This window comes from Nostoc mirabile CHAB5784 (genome assembly GCF_020829645.1).
Taxonomy (GTDB): Bacteria; Cyanobacteriota; Cyanobacteriia; order Cyanobacteriales; family Nostocaceae; genus Nostoc; species Nostoc mirabile.
The window spans coordinates 16,312-33,334 of the sequence record NZ_JAIVFS010000093.1 but is presented as its reverse complement, the minus strand read 5'-3'; the positions used below and the strand labels follow the sequence as shown (position 1 = coordinate 33,334).

The window sequence follows — 17,023 nt, the reverse complement described above, 5'->3', positions numbered from 1 at the left end:
TTGAAAAGTGTTGGGCGACTTTAAAAAGCAGAATTCGCAAGCTATTACTTAAATCTGATAATTTACGTGATGCTATGGAAATCGTTCTCAAGCAAGCTGCGTCCTAATTAAAATGGCTACGGCTATATCTGTAATCTGCAAATAAAGGTTGACGAAATAATTACTAATTCGTAATTTTTAATTAAAGGATGGGTATAGAGCCAACACTAAATCAAAAATTTAATGTTGGCTTTGTAGGTAATATGTATTATTTTGTTCTCCTGAAGAAAATTGTTTTACAAAAATTTGCGAAGCATTGCATCTCAAGTTGAAGCATATATACTACAAATCTCTAATTGGCGTTTGAGAGAATTATTGCAACACAATTACCAAAGGTGAACTACTTAGCTACAATCAGATTTGCTTCAAAATCCTGCGCGTCACGCAAGGGATATTGAGTACTTGACCAGGACGAATCAGGTTGGGGTTAGATCCTATCTTCTTTTTATTAGCTTTGTTATTGTAAATTTGAGGCCACTTACTGCTATCTTCACAATAAACCTTAGCTAAACCCGATAGCGTATCACCGCGCCTTACTGTTATTGTAAAACCTCCTCTGACAGAAGCTTGGACTTCATCTGAAATTTCGCTAAATAGTTCCAAATCAGCCAGATGCGGTTCAGGAATTTTTTTAGTAGTCATTGTTTGTTTGCTTTTAAATTAAGTTGATTAAAATGTAATTAGCTATATATTGTCTAATCACACTTCAATCTTATGAAATTTAATCTGGAATTTAAAGTCTTTGCATCTACTTTTATTTGCATAAATCAATGAGTTATGTTTTTTTAACGTAAGTTGCTAGTTAGTGTTCGTAATCTGCACATAATAGTGTCACAATCGATAACTACTGATGTGATTCACTCTGCGGCTGGAGGCATGATTTTTTGTGGCGTGAGACAATATCCCAGCGCCTTCATGATGGAATTGACGTTTTCAAGGCGCGGGTTGCCATTGCTGGATAAGGCTTTTTGTAATCCCCGGCGTGTCATGCCTGTTTGCTCGGCTATCTCACTAATTCCTCTTACACGAGCAACGACGCGCAAGGATGCCAACAACGCGCCGGAATCGTTGTCTTCTGCATATTCCTGAAATATCTCCGTCAAATAATCGTCGATTTCTTCCGGGTGTTTGCGGAAGTATTCTTCTTCAAATTCATCAAGTGTTCTAAATTTTCTCACCGCTTAGGTACTCCTTCCAGTAAGCTTTTGCGTCTTCGATGTCCTGATTCTGTGTGCTTTTGTCGCCTCCACACAGTACGACAACAATAAACCTCTTGCGAAAATCCTTGATCCGCCAGGGACTCAAGTCCCTCTCTTATAGCAAAAGTCCGTTTAAACGGACTAAAATTATTGTTATTAGTCGGTTTAAACCGACTTGAGCTATTAGCCCGAAAATTTATTTTCGGGCGGATGTTCGACTTTTGCAAGAGGTCTAATATTTTCAGCATCTTCACCAAAATAGACGCGATAACCAGAACCAAAGAACATTCGCAACTCGCTTAAACCATCTCCTATTGGTGCAACATCGCCGTAATTGCCTTGTTCAAAGCGGCGTAGGCGTTGCAGTATGCGTCGTTTTCCTTGTTTCGCGTAAATTATCCATCCACTCTACAAACGGCTCGTAACCGTCTTGATTGGCATAGATGATAATCTGTTTTGCTTGTGCTTCTTTGGCCAGTTTTAATCTCTACTATTATTTATAGTATATGCGAATTATTATTCGCACTAATTTTCTAGAGAACCCCAAAGTTGGAATCTTCAACTGCTTTCAATAAATTATCTGGCTCCCCCAGTTTCTGTAGATAATGACTATCCTTGAATATAAGGGAATCAGATCAACGTAAATTGCCAGCAGGTGTCAGATGCTGCAAGCAGAACAGATATTACAAGACCGTTATCAAATTCAACGCCAACTCGGCAACAATGGAATTCGTCAAACTTGGCTAGCTAAGGATTTACAAGCCTCTGATGGCGAAAATTCTACCGTTGTGGTCAAACTTTTGGCCTTTGGCGGTACTGTGCAGTGGGATGACTTGAAACTTTTTGAGAGGGAAGCACAAATTCTTAAACAGCTAAATCATCCCCGCATCCCTCGATATATAGATTATTTTTGTATCGACGATCGCACACTCTGGTTTGCCTTAATACAAGAATATATTCCTGGTGAGTCGCTCAAGGAAAAACTTGCTATTGGCGAAAGGTTTAGTGAAAAGCGAGCGAGAAAAATTGCTGTTGAGGTTTTAAATATTCTCATTTATCTACATGAGTTGAATCCAGGGGTGCTGCATAGAGATATTAAACCGAGTAATTTAATCTGGGGCGAAGATAATCGGATTTATTTAGTTGATTTTGGTGCAGTTCAGGATAAAGCGGCAAGAGAGGGCGTTACTTTTACCGTTGTCGGTACTTATGGTTATGCCCCAATGGAACAATTTGGTGGTCGAGCGGTTGCGGCTTCAGACCTCTATGCACTGGGAGCTACTTTAATTCATTTGTTAACAGGAACTTCCCCCTCTGATTTACCCCAGCAGGATTTGCGGCTGCAATTTGCAGACCGAGTTAACTTGAGTCCCAGTTTTGTCAATTGGCTACAAAAGTTGATAGAACCTGCTCCAGAACAACGATTTACTAATGCCTGCGAAGCGCTGAATGTTCTCAAATCTCGTTTGGCTATCAAATCCGCAAACAAGAATCAGCTTTTGCCGCTAAAAGAAATAATCAACAATTCTGGATGTGGGATAAATAATCACAATGAGACAGTCCCAGAGGAAATTCTCGGTTGGAATTGGGGCGCATTTCTCATGCCTTGGTTGTGGATGTGGCCAAATCAAGTGTGGTGTGGAGTGTTCTGTTTTATACCAAAATTTTCGTTGTTTCTGGCGATCGCATTCGGTGCAAAAGGCAATGAATGGGCTTGGAAAAGTAGACGGTGGAACAGTATTGAACAATTCAAAGCGCATCAGAGAGGTTGGGCGATCGCTGGTATTTTAATTGGAGGGCCGATTAGTATTATGTTATGGGCTGGAGCGTTCGATTTGCTCAAATCTATAGCGATCGATTTATTGAAATCGGCACTGTAAGGCAGTATGAGGGTAAATATCAAGCGAGGGTTTTTTAGCCAGATAAGTACAAGGGTTCAACAAATGGTTCAAATTCTTCAAGGAAAAGATATCACCCTAGCCCAACTTATTGATGAATTTGGTCTAAAACTTGCAGACGACGAAGATTTTTTTTCAGAATGGCGGCATGATTTACCTGAGTTGAGTGACTTAGAAAAGCAATCTCTCAACGAAGTCAAGGCAGAATATTTGTATCTATCGAAATATCCTATTTTGGAACCTGTAGTCAAAATGGTGGTGCTATCTCCACTATTACGTCTAGCAGGTTTTTATCAACCGCCTTTCTACATTGCCTCAGAACAAGAGGTAAAAATCTCTTCTGAAGACGAAGGCACTATTATCAGAGGACGTATTGACATTTTAGTGTTCCATCCTCCATTTTGGGTTCTGATTATTGAAGCGAAACGAGCAGAATATTCTTTGGAGGTAGCAATTCCTCAAGCATTAGCTTATATGTTGGCTAATCCTGGGAATGATAAACCTACCTATGGTTTTGTAATCAATGGTCGGGAATTTCAATTTATTAAGTTGACGAAACAGGGTACACCGAGATATGCATTATCTTACACACTGTCACTAAATCGTGGGGATGACCTACATACTGTTGTCAAAGTGTTAAAACGCATAGCTCATTTAATTCGTAATTCGTAATCTTGTAGGGTGCGTTATGTCCTTGGCTAACGCACTATCGCAATACTTTCGATACTTTAGGCGATCGCTAACACACCCTATGAAACTCATCGCCAAGTGATTTATTATTAAATTTTTTAGCTGTAGATAATTAATAATATTTTGAATTTATAAAAATTTTATCGTCATAAATAATTTATATTATGCAACTTGAATTTTTCGATCAATGGGTATTAAAACTTCTCATAATATTAACTACAACAAGTTTGTTTGGAGGAGCATTTGCTGGAATAGTTACTTTAATTATCACAAGGAAAAACAATTTTTTATTGAGATATTTAGACTATTAATTGGGACTATAGGAGGGTATGAAGCTCTAGTAATTTGGGACATTTTTTATCTTAAAGACAAGAATTTAAATGAAATACTTAAAGTAATTATTTCTCATAATCAAAATTTCCCTGAATTCTCCATTTTGAGTATAATATTTTATATATTCGGCGCAATAGGTGCAAGTATAGCTATATTTATGATGAGAAAGGTATTTCGCTGGCGTTCAGAAATTACTGAACTATAACGCAATACGGTTCGGTTAAGCCCAAAAAGAAAAATGTGTAGTTGGGTTGAGGAACGAAACCCAACTTTTTACGGTGTTTGTTGGGTTTTGCCAAGCCTCAACCCAACCTACAAATATTCTTAACTAGACAAAACATATCCCTCTCCGACTCGGAGAGGGACAGACTTGAACTTTAGTTCAAGCAGGGAGAGGTTCGTCGAACTCACATTAAGTTGACTACCCTACCAACTCTATTTCTAACTACTAACTTGCGATTCAACTACACCCACGGGACAAGATACGTTTGTCCCTCCTAAACCACAATAGCCGTTGGGATTTTTAGCCAGGTATTGCTGATGGTAAGCTTCTGCGTAGTAGAATTCCGGGGCATCTAAGATTTCTGTAGTAATCTTGCCATAACCTGCACCGTTGAGGGCTTGCTGATAAGCTTCCCGCGATGCTTCTGCTAGCTGCTTTTGACTTTCGGAATATACATAAATTCCCGAACGGTATTGAGTGCCAGCATCATTACCTTGGCGCATCCCTTGGGTTGGATTGTGGCTTTCCCAGAAGACTTTGAGTAGTTCAGAATAACTAATTACTTTGGGATCAAACACAACCAACACCACTTCATTGTGACCGGTTCGCCCACTACATACTTCTTCATAGGTGGGGTTGGGTGTGAACCCAGCAGCATAACCGACTGCGGTGGTGTAAACTCCTTTAAGTTGCCAGAATTTGCGTTCTGCACCCCAAAAACAGCCCAAGCCAAAAATTGCCTTCTCTAATCCATCGGGATAAGGAGGTTGTAAGGGATTCTTATTGACATAATGAGTTGCGGGTACTGACATAGATTGTGCCCTTCCTGACAAAGCTTCCTCAGGTGTGGGCATAACTGCCTTTTTGCCAAATCCGAATAGTGCCATTGATTTTGATGATATATATCTTTACCTTATTTACTATTGTGAACTATCTACACTCTACCGAACAGTGTAGGCTTCCCAATTCATTGGGGATTGCCTCAGTTTTCATGGATTTTTTACGTCCCGAAGATTTTGGTCTTACATCCCCTCCAAGGGCAGAAGCGCTAGTTCCTAACGCCCATACTTCGGCTTTGCTCGGCACAAGTAATCGCAGTCCTTCATTTTTAATATTTATTGCGGCGTTGATATCCCTATCGTGCTGCATTTGGCAGTGTGGACAGTCTACGAACCTTACAGCTAATGAATCATAACCATTTTGCAAGATAAGGATTGGTCAATCAGACTGTACAGCAATCCAAGCAGTACAATCAAAGTCACAATAATATAAGTGAGCAGGTTGGTAGCGTTCTAGATTTGGTGTTAGGGACTTCCAAATCAAAAATACTCAACTATTTCTTGTGGGGTGGGTGTCTCGCCCGCCCGTAGCCAAAGGCGGACAAAACTTCGGCGTGAGCGCTCAGTCGAACGCTGTCCACCCTACAAGATTGGATAATTTATTTGTTGCAAGTCCCTAATTGCGAATTATTTTAAGATGCCGGGGATCTGAGCTTCTCATTAGCCTCAGAAATAACCGTCACACAAGCATTTACTAAGGGTAACAGTGGCCCTAATTGTTCTTGTCCATTTACGGCTAAATCGCTGTGACACAAATAAACTCTCTCGGATACACGAGAGAGTAAATCTGTCAATATCCTTCGCAGTCTTTGTTCTTCCGCCAATTTCTCATCTTCTGCTGTCCAAGGTTCACCTAACCTGTCTTGCAGGAAAAACGGCGCACCAAACAAAGTTGCTGCACCACCTTTGGCCCATAGAGGTGAACCAGCATCTAGCCAAAAATGCCAACGGTGCGATCGCCTACTAGATCGATATTGAAATATAGTTGCTAAGGTGACAGCCTTTCTCGCTCCACCAATAGGGCGCACAGGGTAAGGGTTGGCGGTAATAGTCCCACGTCGCAGTAGTTGAATGAATTCGATAAGAGTTGTGTGAGGCGTTGTCTTTGCTGGGGCAATTTGTCGTAACCTGGTGTCGATTTCCCAGTAGTGTTGGGCGGTTTCTAATAATTCTCGTAATGCTGCTAGTTGTTCATAGGGGAGATTACTACCATTCCACAAAAAGCGCACAATTGCTCTGTCTAAGAGGGAAATGGGACTGGGAATTAAACGCAATTCTTGTTGCGATCGCTGCTGTTCTAACCACTGCAATATCTCATTATATGCTGTAGTCGCTGCATAGCCGATTCTATCCCAGCGCTCGAAGGCTGATACTGGTAGCAAGTTGGGGCGATCGGGATGCGGCACAAAGCAGTAATCTGCAATCAAACCAGCGCGTACCGGGTCAATATCAGTAGAGACGCGATTAATCGCGTCTTTAGGATTAATCGCGTCTTTAGGATTAATCGCGTCTGTTAGGAGTGAGGAGTTTTCTGGTGATTGTTGTTTTCTACTCAAGACAACCAGCATTTCTGCCACGGCATCCCGATCTACGAGGCGTCCCAAGCCGGGATAAACTAGTGCCAGCATGGTGAGTAATGCGCGAATCACGGGTGAACTAACTAAGGGACGTTGGTCATTCAACGATTCTACCTGGATGTTTTGCTTAACGAGGATTTCTACTAGGGTATAACCAGCGATCGCATCTAAACCTGGTGCTATAATCGCCACTTCTTCTGGTTTGACTTGCTGTGATTGGATGGCATTAGCAATTTCCTCTGCTGTTTGCCGCAATAGTTGGGCGCGGGAGGTGGTTTGAATTGAATGCACCGTTTTTGGTAAGCTCAACAGTACCATCGGTTCTGTGAGTAATTCCACCATCTGTTTAGCTTGCTCACCAAGGGACTCTGGAGGCGGGCCGGTCAAGATTTCTACCCGACAACGCTCTGCTAACCCTTCTAGGTAGTTGGGGTCTGCTCCCAATCCCAATCGCACTGCACCATCAGGATTGTAACTAAACGCCGCGACTGCACCTTGATCTAATAGCAACTCAAACAAAAGACGCGCTACGCTAGGATAGTCATCTACATCATCCGCCAGTACAGCCTGATAGCGTTTAATTAGGTGCTGCTGGTAATTGCGATCGCTTAATAAATGCTGACTATAAAGTTCAGTAATAATGCCATAAGTTAGTAACCCTCTCTCTAAACACCAGTTACGCCAATCTAGGAGCAAAGAGGCTAGAAATTCCGGCTCTAAAGTTGTAGTATTATCCCCCAGACCCCTTGTCAAAATCTGGGCAATATCTTCGCAAGCCACACCACTGTAAGCTGCTAATTGCAATAAATCTAGGATGCGACGCACCAAGCGAGACTCATTCACTCCCGCAATCCGTAAAATTTCTTCGTCTAATTGGGAACGCCAGAGTTTGGTTGCTAACTCTTGCTCCGTTTCTGGGCGCAATCTTACCGGAAACTGTGCCTTCAATTTCAACGAGTTAATTAGCAACGGCCAAAATAAAATAACTTCATCCTGGAAAAAACCTAACGGTGTCTTGGCACGCACCGGATATTTACCTAAGGTAGATGCAACAATTATATCTCCCAATTCTCGACGATTATCATCATTGGCAGCTAAGACTAAAACTCCTGGCTCTGTTTGTTTAAGATATAAAAATTCGGGTATATGAACGCCCTTTTTACGTAATGATTTTTCTGTATAAAATGATTCAGTATACTGCTTCTCAGGTTGTACCCAACTACAAAATTGCTCTACCAAGCGAGCTGTCTTACCACTGCGGCTAGTGCCAACAATCCAAACCGAATGAGAAACCACAAACTTTCTCCTTATAGATTTGCTAGTATATCTCGTGCGTTAACTTAAGGTTAAGAATCACCAAATAATGCTGGATGATTATCTCCAATGAAAAACTCTGTTTTCAGCCAAAAAATATATTCTTTCTTACTTGATGCTTACCGATGGTATTTACAAACTCCTGAACGTTCTTTAGATCAAGCTTACGATGCAGCATTAAAAATTAAGGAAATAGAAAATAAGCATTTCAATGGTAATAAAATAGACATTGACTCAGCCATGTACAGTAAGAGCGTGATGGATTATTTTGAGTCAGATTTAAAAAAGCTATTAAAAACTGCCAAGATGCGGCTTACAGAGTTTAGAGCAAGCCGTTGGTTTCTAGATGAAGAGAATCAAAAAGCTGCTCAAAAAGCAAATATAGAGCATCTCAGTCCTTCTTTGGTTTTGGAAAAGCTTAACTTTATCGATCAAGTTATATCCAAATACACAATAATTTCTGATCAGATAACTTCTAAAGCTTTAGTAGCCAAACCTCCAAATATCCCAGATGACCCTGTAATATCTGACAACAATTTGCTGCGTGTTAACGCTCCAAGTTTACCACCCCAAATACCAACTCAAACCTCGGATAAAAGACCAAAACCAAAGCTTAAAGCTGATACAATGGGCGTTTTACCCCGCTCTATTTTAAGTACTATCACTCGTCTGCAAGTTGAGTTAGACCCGAATTCTGAACAAGAGGTAATTCAGAATTTTCGTCAAGCTCAAAGAAGAACAATAATATCTATTAGATTTATTTTACTATTAGTTATCGTACCACTTCTGACGCATCAGATAGCAAAAAGTTTTGTAGTAGGGCCACTTGTTGAGGAGTTTAGAGACACTGAGCAAATGCAGATATTCCTTAATGCCGAAATGGAAGAGGAAGCCCTTGTAGAATTACAAAGATTTGAAGAAAAACTCAAATTTGAAAATTTCATTAGAAATGCTCCGCCACTGTTGCCCAATCAGATAGAAATTGAAATGAAAAAGAGGGCGGTTGAGCTTGCTGAGGAATTTCGTCACGAAAGCTCTAATGCTATCAAAAATGTTTTTGCAGATATTTTATCAGTCGGTGCTTTTATCTGGCTTTTACTCGTTAGCAAGTCTTCTATTGCTGTGATTAAAGATTTCTTTGATCGTATTGTCTATGGACTTAGTGATAGTGCCAAAGCATTTATCATCATTTTGTTTACCGATATATTTGTAGGTTTCCACTCTCCTCATGGCTGGGAAGTACTCCTAGAAGGTGTATCGCGTCATTGGGGATTACCAGCAAATCGAGATTTTATATTCTTATTTATTGCTACATTTCCAGTAATTTTAGATACTATATTTAAATATTGGATATTCCGATATTTGAACCGAATATCGCCTTCAGCAGTTGCAACTTACCGAAATATGAATGAATAGAGAATAGGGCATTGGGCATTGGGCATTGGGTATTGGGCATTAGGTAGAAAGTTTGGTGTTGTCAAACAATTAAAAATTATTTTTGATGTTTGATTTTGGAATTTGAGCGAGGTGGGATAATCTTAAAATTTTGAATTTTGATGAAAAAGACAGTTGCTGGGTTAGAAAAGTTTAACAAAATTATTGCTATCAGCTTACCCGTAGTTTTGTCGATTTTGCTGGTGCGGATGCAATCTTTGGCGCATCAAGAACTCATTTCGCCTGAATGTCGCGTGAAAAAGTGGGATATACCAGTTTCCTTGACTGCTGAAAAGCAAAAAGCACCATTAATTCAGAGGTTACCAATCACTTGTTGTCAAGGTGATACCTCTTGTTTGGATGAACTTCTCTATGAAGAAATACCAGACAAAAAGGCGCTGTTGAGTGCGATCGCTCGCAGTCTCCAATACCTGCAAACAACTAATGCTGTGGCTGCTTATCAAAACTATCAGGTGGCTGGGATTACACGCGATCGCATCATCAAAAGCTTGAAAAGATTCCGCGAACTCCTATTAACAACTAATTCTGCAACAGAATTACATCAAGCTACCCTGCGGGAATTTGTTCTTTACCAGTCTGTTGGTAAAGACACCAAAGGTTCCGTTTTATTCACCGCCTATTATGAACCGCTTTACACAGCCAGTCGCGTCCCCACACCAGAATATCGTTATCCTGTTTATCGATTACCTCCTGATTTAAACTCCTGGTCTAAGCCTCATCCTACCCGCGAGGAATTAGAAGGAGCAGATGGTTTACAAGGCGCAAAAGGGAAATTGCGAGGATTAGAATTGTTTTGGTTTCGCGATCGCCTCGAACCATATTTAGCTCAAATTCAAGGTTCAGCGCGACTTCAGCTTCCCGAAGGTAGTCAAACAACAATCGGCTATGCGGGTAATATTGCTTATAACTACAAAAGCATTGGGCGAGAATTAGCGAATGATGGCAAATTACCGCTAGAAGGGATGACTATGCCCATTATTCTCGACTATTTCCAAAAGCATCCCCAAGAATTAAATATTTATATTCCGCGCGATCGCAGTTTTGTTTTTTTTCAAGAAAATCACGGTGAGCCAGCCCAAGGTTCCATCAACGTACCACTAACAGCAGAGCGTTCTATCGCTACAGATAAATCCCTCATGCCTCCTGGTGCTTTAGCGTTAATTCGCGCTTCCATTCCCTTTGTTAATCCTACCGGAAAAATGGAGGAGCGCATCGTTAGTCGCTATGTTCTTGACCAAGATACCGGAGGTGCAATTAAAGGTGCAGGTAGGGTAGATTATTTTTTAGGTACTGGGAAATTAGCAGGCGATCGTGCTGGTGTCACAGTCAGCAATGGACAATTATTTTACCTATTACTTAAATCCAACAATTAAACACACTCGCATTTTAATACTAAAGATTCCCGACTTCTTTAAAAAGTCGGGAATCTTAACCTTTCGGCGTAAACAAAGTACACATTCCAAATCAATGAAACGCTTAGGGTAACTACGAATTACGAATTACGAATTACGAATTACGCTTCTATATCCATGTCAGAATCATCATCATCATGATCATAAGGGATATCGTCAAGGTCTATCATTTCTGAAATTTCTTCTACTTCATTTAAATACTCAGATTCTTGATGTTCCCGCTCTATTAGACGACCAGTTGACTTTAACCATTCCAAGAGAATAAACTCATTACTTGTACGAATTACAGGCGCTCGCTGGTTACGAGGTTCTTCACGCAAAGGGCTTATAGGCATAAAAAAAACTCACTTTGAATTATCGGTCAGTGTGCAAAAACAGGAAAATTGTCCACTAGAGTTAAAAGTCTTGTATAACAAGTCTTTTCTCAACAGATGAAATGTGAACCATTGAGTTTTTTATTCTCTTGTCCGTCTAGTTACTTACCATTAAAATGTCTTCGCGTCAGTCCTAATAATAAATCTTCAAGCGGACGCGATCTCACAAGGTATTTGGCACCTTGGCGAGAGTTTCATACATATCAGAGGGTAATGCAGACAGTCTGTTCGCTACAGCGACTGCATCAGCTAAGTTGCTAAATTGACACCGGACAATCTCTTGTCCATTTCCTGAGGGGAATCGCTTTCTAGCTTTGTTAGATACAGCACAAATAATCGCTAAAGCTTTGGCGAACCCATCTTTTGTCAATATTGTTTCTTTAGCGAACCCTTCAACAGGGATAAGGCAGACCTCAAATCGATAGCCAGGCCTGGGAGAAACAGCTATGTCGATATAGGGTTTATCTTCTTTCCTGATTCTGCGTAAATATTGGGCAGTCGAATTGGTATCGTGCAAATCAGTCCCAAGGGCATAAGTAAAAAAGCAATCTTCTGTGAGTGACTCAGGACGGGTAATTATATCCGTTGGCATAAGTTCAAGTACTAACCGTATATTATCTGGGCTTGTGATACCCTCAACTTGTCCGTACTAGCACATTCTTGGACAATGGGATGTATCTGTTTTACACGAAGTATTCCAATATAGTTCCGCTAACTAAAAATTTCAATTTTTGCAATGCTGAAGACTCTCATCTCTAAAGGATAGGTTGGCAATATAAACTGACATAAAACACCTCCAGAATCAAAGGGTGTAGAGATTTAGATTCGGAGAAGCGTCTAGATAGTCAGTTACATGACCGAAAATATTTCTCAACTATCTAATTATAACATAGTTGACGGTTAAACTTTTCTCAACTATTCTGATCCATAGATATTAAGCATATTAGGGCATGAACAACAGTAAAGTTGTATTGAATCCCGACTTTTAGACAACTAAATACCATGATTAACTAGTTTTAATTTTTACCAAAATTAGTGAGTGATTGAGAATAAATACTTACTAAGAGCGCATTATGTAGTGGTGTCCATAAAACTTAAGATATGTCAGTATTTAGATATAACTATCTAGGTGCAAATCTCTGTATGAATAATAATGCTAACCTTGCTAGGTCTTACTTAGAGGTTGTTTGAAAAGTATTTCACTGTGACTTTAAACACTTTCAGATCCCCCCTAGCCCCCCTTCAAAAGGGGGGAACCGGAATTAAAGCCCCCCAATTTATCGGGGGGTTGGGGGGATCGATAACGTTTTGCTACCGACGAAAGGACTTTTAAAACATCCTCTTACACAGCCTTCTGAAGGTTAAATACAAACTCCCAAACATTATCTGCAATTTTTACCGCATTCCCCAACCTCTAAGTCAGGCTAATCGCTGACAGGGCAAAACTTGAGGAGGACTGTAGGATTTCTGGCTTGAGGCTCAAAACCTAGCTTCTCCAAGCGTACATACTTGCTTTTAAATAAATATTAATATTTATTTAATTAAATAATAGTTGTATATAATGTGATACTTGACTGCAAGTTCAGAAATTTGATTAAAAATAAATGTTAAATCATGTTAAATTGATTTAAGTATGGTAAATTTTTAGACAATAAACACTCAAGTACACCATAGGAAAATTAGCAATGTCTAGACAAAGTTCTCATAAGAGAAACTTTTTCAAAGCTTTAACTGGTAGCGCTGTCAAAGGATCTCATAAGTTAAGACTGGGATTGGAATCCAGCTTGATTATTCTGGTTGAGTCTGCACCCTTTTTGATTGCTTGTGCTGTACTTGTAAGCGTTATCAGCCTAAAAAGTCCTATCCTGCTTTTTTGTTTACTAGTTGGTAGTTTAATTGCAGTTATCATACAGCAAATTGGCCAGCAGGTGAATTTACCAAGGCGATCGCTAATATTATTACAAATTTTAGCAGCAGCCGTAATTCTGAGTTTGTATTGGTTAGACTGGTTTGCAGCCCCTGCACAAGCTCAATTTTTTGGGGAAGCTGAAAGGTTTTTCAAAAGAAACTTAGGTGGAGCACAAACAGCTGGTGGTGGTAGTGAGGCAGCAATAAGTTTGATATTTAATGTGTTGCGGGCGATTTATTTACTCTATATTGCAATTTCTCTAGTTGGTGTGATTAACGCAGTGCGTAAGGATGAGGATTGGCAAAGTATTGCCAGAACTCCCCTATTAGTCGTTGTTGCTGTTACCATTGCTGATGTACTCACACGCTTTGTAATTGGCCCACAAGTGCAGTAAATAATTTTAGATATTTCAAATGTCTCAAGAGCGGGAACAAGATTTTCGTCCAGTGAATCAGATTCTAGGAAGCCAACCCTCATTAGGGCCAATCCCTGCCGATCAAATTCTTCCTTGGACAGTAATTGCCTTAGCCTCCTACTTTATTGTCAATGGAGTTTTTGGTGGCATTTTCCAAGAAGAGTTTCAAAAGTGGTTGTGGACAATACTAATGACAGGTTGGGGAATCGGAACTTGGTGGATTTTAACTGGTGGTAGGAGTTGGAGTTTTTTAAGTAAATTTATAGGCGTTCCTGCTTGGACAAGAGGCTTTGCTCGTTATCAGAGCTTATTGGAAGTTAACCATGAAGCAAAAAATCGGAAAACAAAGCGTCGGCGTAGCCGGAAATGAAGGTAGATTAACACCATTTGAAGATGCCTTGCACTTGGCGACAATGCTACGTGTCGCAATGAATGGACGTGATATTGGCGCTTACCTTTTGACAAAAGGCACTCAAAGAGATCGGTTTTGCTTTGTTTTTGGTTTTGACTGTAAGGGAATTCATACCACTTTAAGACCAGAACAAATCGATACACTCTTTAATAACATTGAAGCCGGATTGAAAGACATTCCTAGCGGTGAAAGAATGACACTGCATTTGGGATCTTTTAGTTCAGACAAAGAGCGCCAAAAAGAATTAGTATCGCTAATCAGAAATGCGCCATCACGAGATATCAAATATTTGTTGATGGCAGAAAGAGCCAGAGTCAAAGAATTGACTATTTCTGGTGTTCGTAAGCCTAAATTCTTACGGATTTATGTCACTTACACTATTGAATCCAACTCCAGAAATGCAGATGATTGGATAGAGAAGCTTTTAGTTAGAGCTGAATCATGGTGGTTAAAATTCAAAGGGGATCTCTCAGATGTAGAAAACCAGCGCATAGAAACGCTGATAACAAATGCTTACAAGCAAGGTTTTCTACGCTGGGAGCAAATTTTATCTAACCAAATGGGATTGGATGTTAAGCCTTTGAAAGCTGATGAACTCTGGGAGGGCATCTGGAAAAGGTTTAATGATACGCAGCCAATACCGATTCCCCAGTTGATGACTTTAGACGATCAAGGGCTGCACGAGCAAGTTAATTCAGATTTAGCTAGTACTAAATTGCTTCTAGAGAATATCCACGGCACAACTTTGCTGATGGAGTCTAGTGTACCTTGTGCCGATCGCCGTTGGGTGAATGTTAACAATCGTTATATTGGCGCACTGTCATTTCTGGAAAAACCCGGAGGTTGGGTAAATAAATCTGCTCAACTGCGATATCTATGGGAACTGTTGGCCAGAGAAACAGTAGTAGATACAGAGATTTTTTGTGAGTTGACTGCGGCAAATCCGGCATTGGTGAAAACTACTTTGCAACGAGTCTTGAAGCAGTCAAATATGACAACAATCATGGCTCAAGAAAAAAGTAAAACTATTGATGTCAACGCCCAATTAAAGTTGAAGAAATCGGTAGCAGCGCAAGAACAATTATTTGAAGGTGCAGTCCCGATATATACGAGTATCGTTATTTTGGTACATCGTCCAACTGTCGATAAATTAGATGAAGCAACAAGATATATTGAAAACTGTTTTCAACGTCCAGCAAAAGTAATTAGGGAAACTGAGTATGCCTGGAAAATTTGGCTGCAAACTCTACCAATAGTTTGGGAAGGTTTGTTAGCGACACCTTTCAATCGTCGCCAGCTATATTTAACCAGTGAAGTTCCCGGATTAATGCCTTTAGTTTTAACTAAACGGGGTGATAGACAAGGCTTTGAGTTGATTGCTGAAGAAGGCGGAACACCCGTACATTTAGATTTGTTTAATCAACACAAAAATTTAGCTTTGTTTGCGACAACTCGTGCTGGTAAATCGGTGTTGGTGTCAGGGATTTTAACTCAGGCTTTGGCACATGGTATTCCGGTTGTGGCGTTAGATTTCCCTAAACCTGATGGGACATCTACTTTCACTGATTACACAGAGTTTATGGGGGCCAATGGAGCGTACTTTGATATCTCCAAACAATCGAATAACTTATTTGAACAGCCAGACTTACGATCGCTAGATCCAGAACAACAGCGCGATCGCTTTAACGATTATACCGCCTTCCTAGAATCAGCTTTGATGACAATGGTTTTAGGATCATCGACTGAAAGTCAAATTTTATCGCAAACCGTGCGATCGCTCCTCAACTTAGCATTAGAAGCCTTCTTTGCTGATGAGGGCATAAAAGAGCGATATCGACAGGCGATGGCGGGAGGATTTGGCACTGAGGCTTGGCTGAAAACTCCTACCTTAAAAGATTTTCTGTTTTTCTGTTCATCAGAACACTTGCAGCTAAGTACTTTAACTGGCAGAGTAGAAGACGCCCTTAGTCAAATTCAGCTGCGCTTGCGGTTTTGGCTTTCCAGCCGCGTAGGACAAGCCATTTCTGCACCATCTAGCTTTCCTACCGATGCACAACTTTTAGTTTTTGCTCTGAGAAACCTATCAGATAGTGAAGATGCAGCCTTACTATCTCTGAGTGCCTATTCAGCAGCATTACGACGCGCATTAGGTAGTCCAGCTTCTATATTCTTCATTGACGAAGCACCAATTTTATTTGAATTCGAGCAAATATCTGACTTAGTTGGCAGAGTTTGTGCAAACGGCGCTAAAGCCGGGATCCGAGTCATCTTATCAGGACAAGATCCTGATACAATTGCCAAATCTAAAGCTGCATCTAAGATTTTGCAAAACTTGACAACACGATTGATTGGACGCATTCAGCCGGTTGCAGTCGATAGTTTTGCAGAGATATTAAAGTATCCCCGCAACATTATTTCTCGTAATGCCTCAGAAAGCTTCTTTCCCCGCAAAGAAGGCGTTTATAGCCAATGGCTGTTAGATGATAACGGGATTTATACATTCTGTCGTTATTATCCAGGTTACGAACAATTGGCAGCAGTTGCTAATAACCCTGCTGAACAAACTGCACGTAGTAAAATGATGCAACTTCATAGCGATAAATATGAAGCAATTTCTGCATTTGCACGTCAGTTAGTGGCTACTCTGCGTAGTAGTTAATCGGGTTGTGTAAGCAGTTAACAGTGATTCAAAAAGTTATAAATCATAGTTAAAAAGCTCAGAAAATGCTTGAAAAGTCGCAAAGTATACCAGAAACCCCTCTCCAAACCTCTCCCCCACAGGGAGAGAGGCTTTGAAACCCCCATTCCCTAAGAGGGAATGGGGGCTAGGGGGGTTAGGTTTGGGAGGCTTTGAACTTACCAAAAATACTTTTAAAATATCCTCGAAATTTCTGACTTTCTACTTAATATCGTCTACCTTTTTCAGGCACAAAT

At 40.4% G+C, this 17,023-nt stretch carries 13 protein-coding genes and 1 pseudogene; 7 read left to right on the top strand and 7 right to left on the bottom strand.

Annotated elements, in window-relative coordinates; translation table 11 throughout:
* Window positions 1-393: 393 nt before the first annotated feature.
* Together LC653_RS35065 and LC653_RS35060 are read right to left on the bottom strand one after the other, a co-directional pair.
* Window positions 394-681 (bottom strand): LysM peptidoglycan-binding domain-containing protein, encoded by a 288-nt coding sequence (locus tag LC653_RS35065; RefSeq protein ID WP_229499498.1) that lies wholly within the window; start codon window positions 679-681, stop codon window positions 394-396.
* 215 nt (window positions 682-896) lie between these two features.
* Window positions 897-1,217 carry an addiction module antidote protein gene (locus LC653_RS35060; RefSeq protein WP_229499496.1) on the bottom strand — a complete coding sequence of 107 codons (321 nt, stop codon included), beginning with the start codon at window positions 1,215-1,217 and terminating at the stop codon, window positions 897-899.
* Window positions 1,218-1,900: 683 nt separating this feature from the next.
* Between LC653_RS35060 and LC653_RS35055 the strand changes: the two genes are divergently transcribed.
* Together LC653_RS35055 and LC653_RS35050 are read left to right on the top strand one after the other, a co-directional pair.
* Window positions 1,901-3,118 carry a serine/threonine protein kinase gene (locus LC653_RS35055; protein ID WP_229499494.1) on the top strand — a complete coding sequence of 406 codons (1,218 nt, stop codon included), beginning with the start codon at window positions 1,901-1,903 and terminating at the stop codon, window positions 3,116-3,118.
* 63 nt (window positions 3,119-3,181) lie between these two features.
* Window positions 3,182-3,808, top strand: coding sequence for a type I restriction endonuclease (locus LC653_RS35050; protein ID WP_229499492.1), 627 nt, complete (start codon window positions 3,182-3,184; stop codon window positions 3,806-3,808).
* 792 nt (window positions 3,809-4,600) lie between these two features.
* On the opposite strand, the gene msrA is transcribed toward LC653_RS35050, so the two are convergent.
* The 3 genes and pseudogenes from msrA to LC653_RS35035 all read right to left on the bottom strand — a co-directional run bounded on the left by msrA (window position 4,601) and on the right by LC653_RS35035 (window position 8,094).
* Entirely contained in the window at window positions 4,601-5,269 is a 669-nt protein-coding gene (msrA, locus tag LC653_RS35045) for a peptide-methionine (S)-S-oxide reductase MsrA (protein WP_229499490.1), read from the bottom strand.
* Between the two features lie 43 nt (window positions 5,270-5,312).
* Window positions 5,313-5,600 (bottom strand): annotated as a pseudogene (locus LC653_RS35040) (zinc ribbon domain-containing protein); the annotation flags it as partial.
* Window positions 5,601-5,853: 253 nt separating this feature from the next.
* Window positions 5,854-8,094, bottom strand: a complete 2,241-nt coding sequence (locus LC653_RS35035) for a recombinase family protein (protein WP_229499488.1) — start codon at window positions 8,092-8,094, stop codon at window positions 5,854-5,856.
* A gap of 87 nt (window positions 8,095-8,181) precedes the next feature.
* Between LC653_RS35035 and LC653_RS35030 the strand changes: the two genes are divergently transcribed.
* Window positions 8,182-9,528, top strand: a complete 1,347-nt coding sequence (locus LC653_RS35030; RefSeq protein WP_229499486.1) for a proton extrusion protein PcxA — start codon at window positions 8,182-8,184, stop codon at window positions 9,526-9,528.
* 140 nt (window positions 9,529-9,668) lie between these two features.
* Window positions 9,669-10,940 (top strand): murein transglycosylase A, encoded by a 1,272-nt coding sequence (mltA, locus tag LC653_RS35025; protein ID WP_229499484.1) that lies wholly within the window; start codon window positions 9,669-9,671, stop codon window positions 10,938-10,940.
* 140 nt (window positions 10,941-11,080) lie between these two features.
* On the opposite strand, the gene LC653_RS35020 is transcribed toward mltA, so the two are convergent.
* Window positions 11,081-11,314, bottom strand: coding sequence for a DUF3134 domain-containing protein (locus LC653_RS35020; RefSeq protein ID WP_118167421.1), 234 nt, complete (start codon window positions 11,312-11,314; stop codon window positions 11,081-11,083).
* Between the two features lie 202 nt (window positions 11,315-11,516).
* Window positions 11,517-11,945 (bottom strand): hypothetical protein, encoded by a 429-nt coding sequence (locus LC653_RS35015; RefSeq protein ID WP_229499482.1) that lies wholly within the window; start codon window positions 11,943-11,945, stop codon window positions 11,517-11,519.
* Window positions 11,946-13,038: 1,093 nt separating this feature from the next.
* Between LC653_RS35015 and LC653_RS35010 the strand changes: the two genes are divergently transcribed.
* Genes LC653_RS35010 through LC653_RS35000 form a run of 3 tightly spaced genes read left to right on the top strand, consistent with a single transcriptional unit; the run spans window position 13,039 to window position 16,748 of the window.
* Window positions 13,039-13,656 carry a hypothetical protein gene (locus LC653_RS35010; protein WP_229499480.1) on the top strand — a complete coding sequence of 206 codons (618 nt, stop codon included), beginning with the start codon at window positions 13,039-13,041 and terminating at the stop codon, window positions 13,654-13,656.
* Window positions 13,657-13,675: 19 nt separating this feature from the next.
* Window positions 13,676-14,047, top strand: a complete 372-nt coding sequence (locus LC653_RS35005) for a hypothetical protein (RefSeq protein ID WP_229482970.1) — start codon at window positions 13,676-13,678, stop codon at window positions 14,045-14,047.
* Window positions 14,001-16,748, top strand: coding sequence for a putative type IV secretion/conjugal transfer ATPase (locus LC653_RS35000; RefSeq protein ID WP_229499479.1), 2,748 nt, complete (start codon window positions 14,001-14,003; stop codon window positions 16,746-16,748). The genes LC653_RS35005 and LC653_RS35000 overlap by 47 nt, the downstream gene beginning before the upstream one ends.
* Window positions 16,749-17,023: the final 275 nt, after the last annotated feature.

Coding starts and splice junctions, on each gene's coding strand:
- LC653_RS35065 (WP_229499498.1), bottom strand. CDS start 681: ATGACTACTAAAAAAATTCCTGAACCGCATCTGGCTGATTTGGAACTA.
- LC653_RS35055 (WP_229499494.1), top strand. CDS start 1,901: ATGCTGCAAGCAGAACAGATATTACAAGACCGTTATCAAATTCAACGC.
- LC653_RS35050 (WP_229499492.1), top strand. CDS start 3,182: ATGGTTCAAATTCTTCAAGGAAAAGATATCACCCTAGCCCAACTTATT.
- msrA (WP_229499490.1), bottom strand. CDS start 5,269: ATGGCACTATTCGGATTTGGCAAAAAGGCAGTTATGCCCACACCTGAG.
- LC653_RS35030 (WP_229499486.1), top strand. CDS start 8,182: ATGAAAAACTCTGTTTTCAGCCAAAAAATATATTCTTTCTTACTTGAT.
- mltA (WP_229499484.1), top strand. CDS start 9,669: ATGAAAAAGACAGTTGCTGGGTTAGAAAAGTTTAACAAAATTATTGCT.
- LC653_RS35020 (WP_118167421.1), bottom strand. CDS start 11,314: ATGCCTATAAGCCCTTTGCGTGAAGAACCTCGTAACCAGCGAGCGCCT.
- LC653_RS35015 (WP_229499482.1), bottom strand. CDS start 11,945: ATGCCAACGGATATAATTACCCGTCCTGAGTCACTCACAGAAGATTGC.
- LC653_RS35010 (WP_229499480.1), top strand. CDS start 13,039: ATGTCTAGACAAAGTTCTCATAAGAGAAACTTTTTCAAAGCTTTAACT.
- LC653_RS35005 (WP_229482970.1), top strand. CDS start 13,676: ATGTCTCAAGAGCGGGAACAAGATTTTCGTCCAGTGAATCAGATTCTA.
- LC653_RS35000 (WP_229499479.1), top strand. CDS start 14,001: ATGAAGCAAAAAATCGGAAAACAAAGCGTCGGCGTAGCCGGAAATGAA.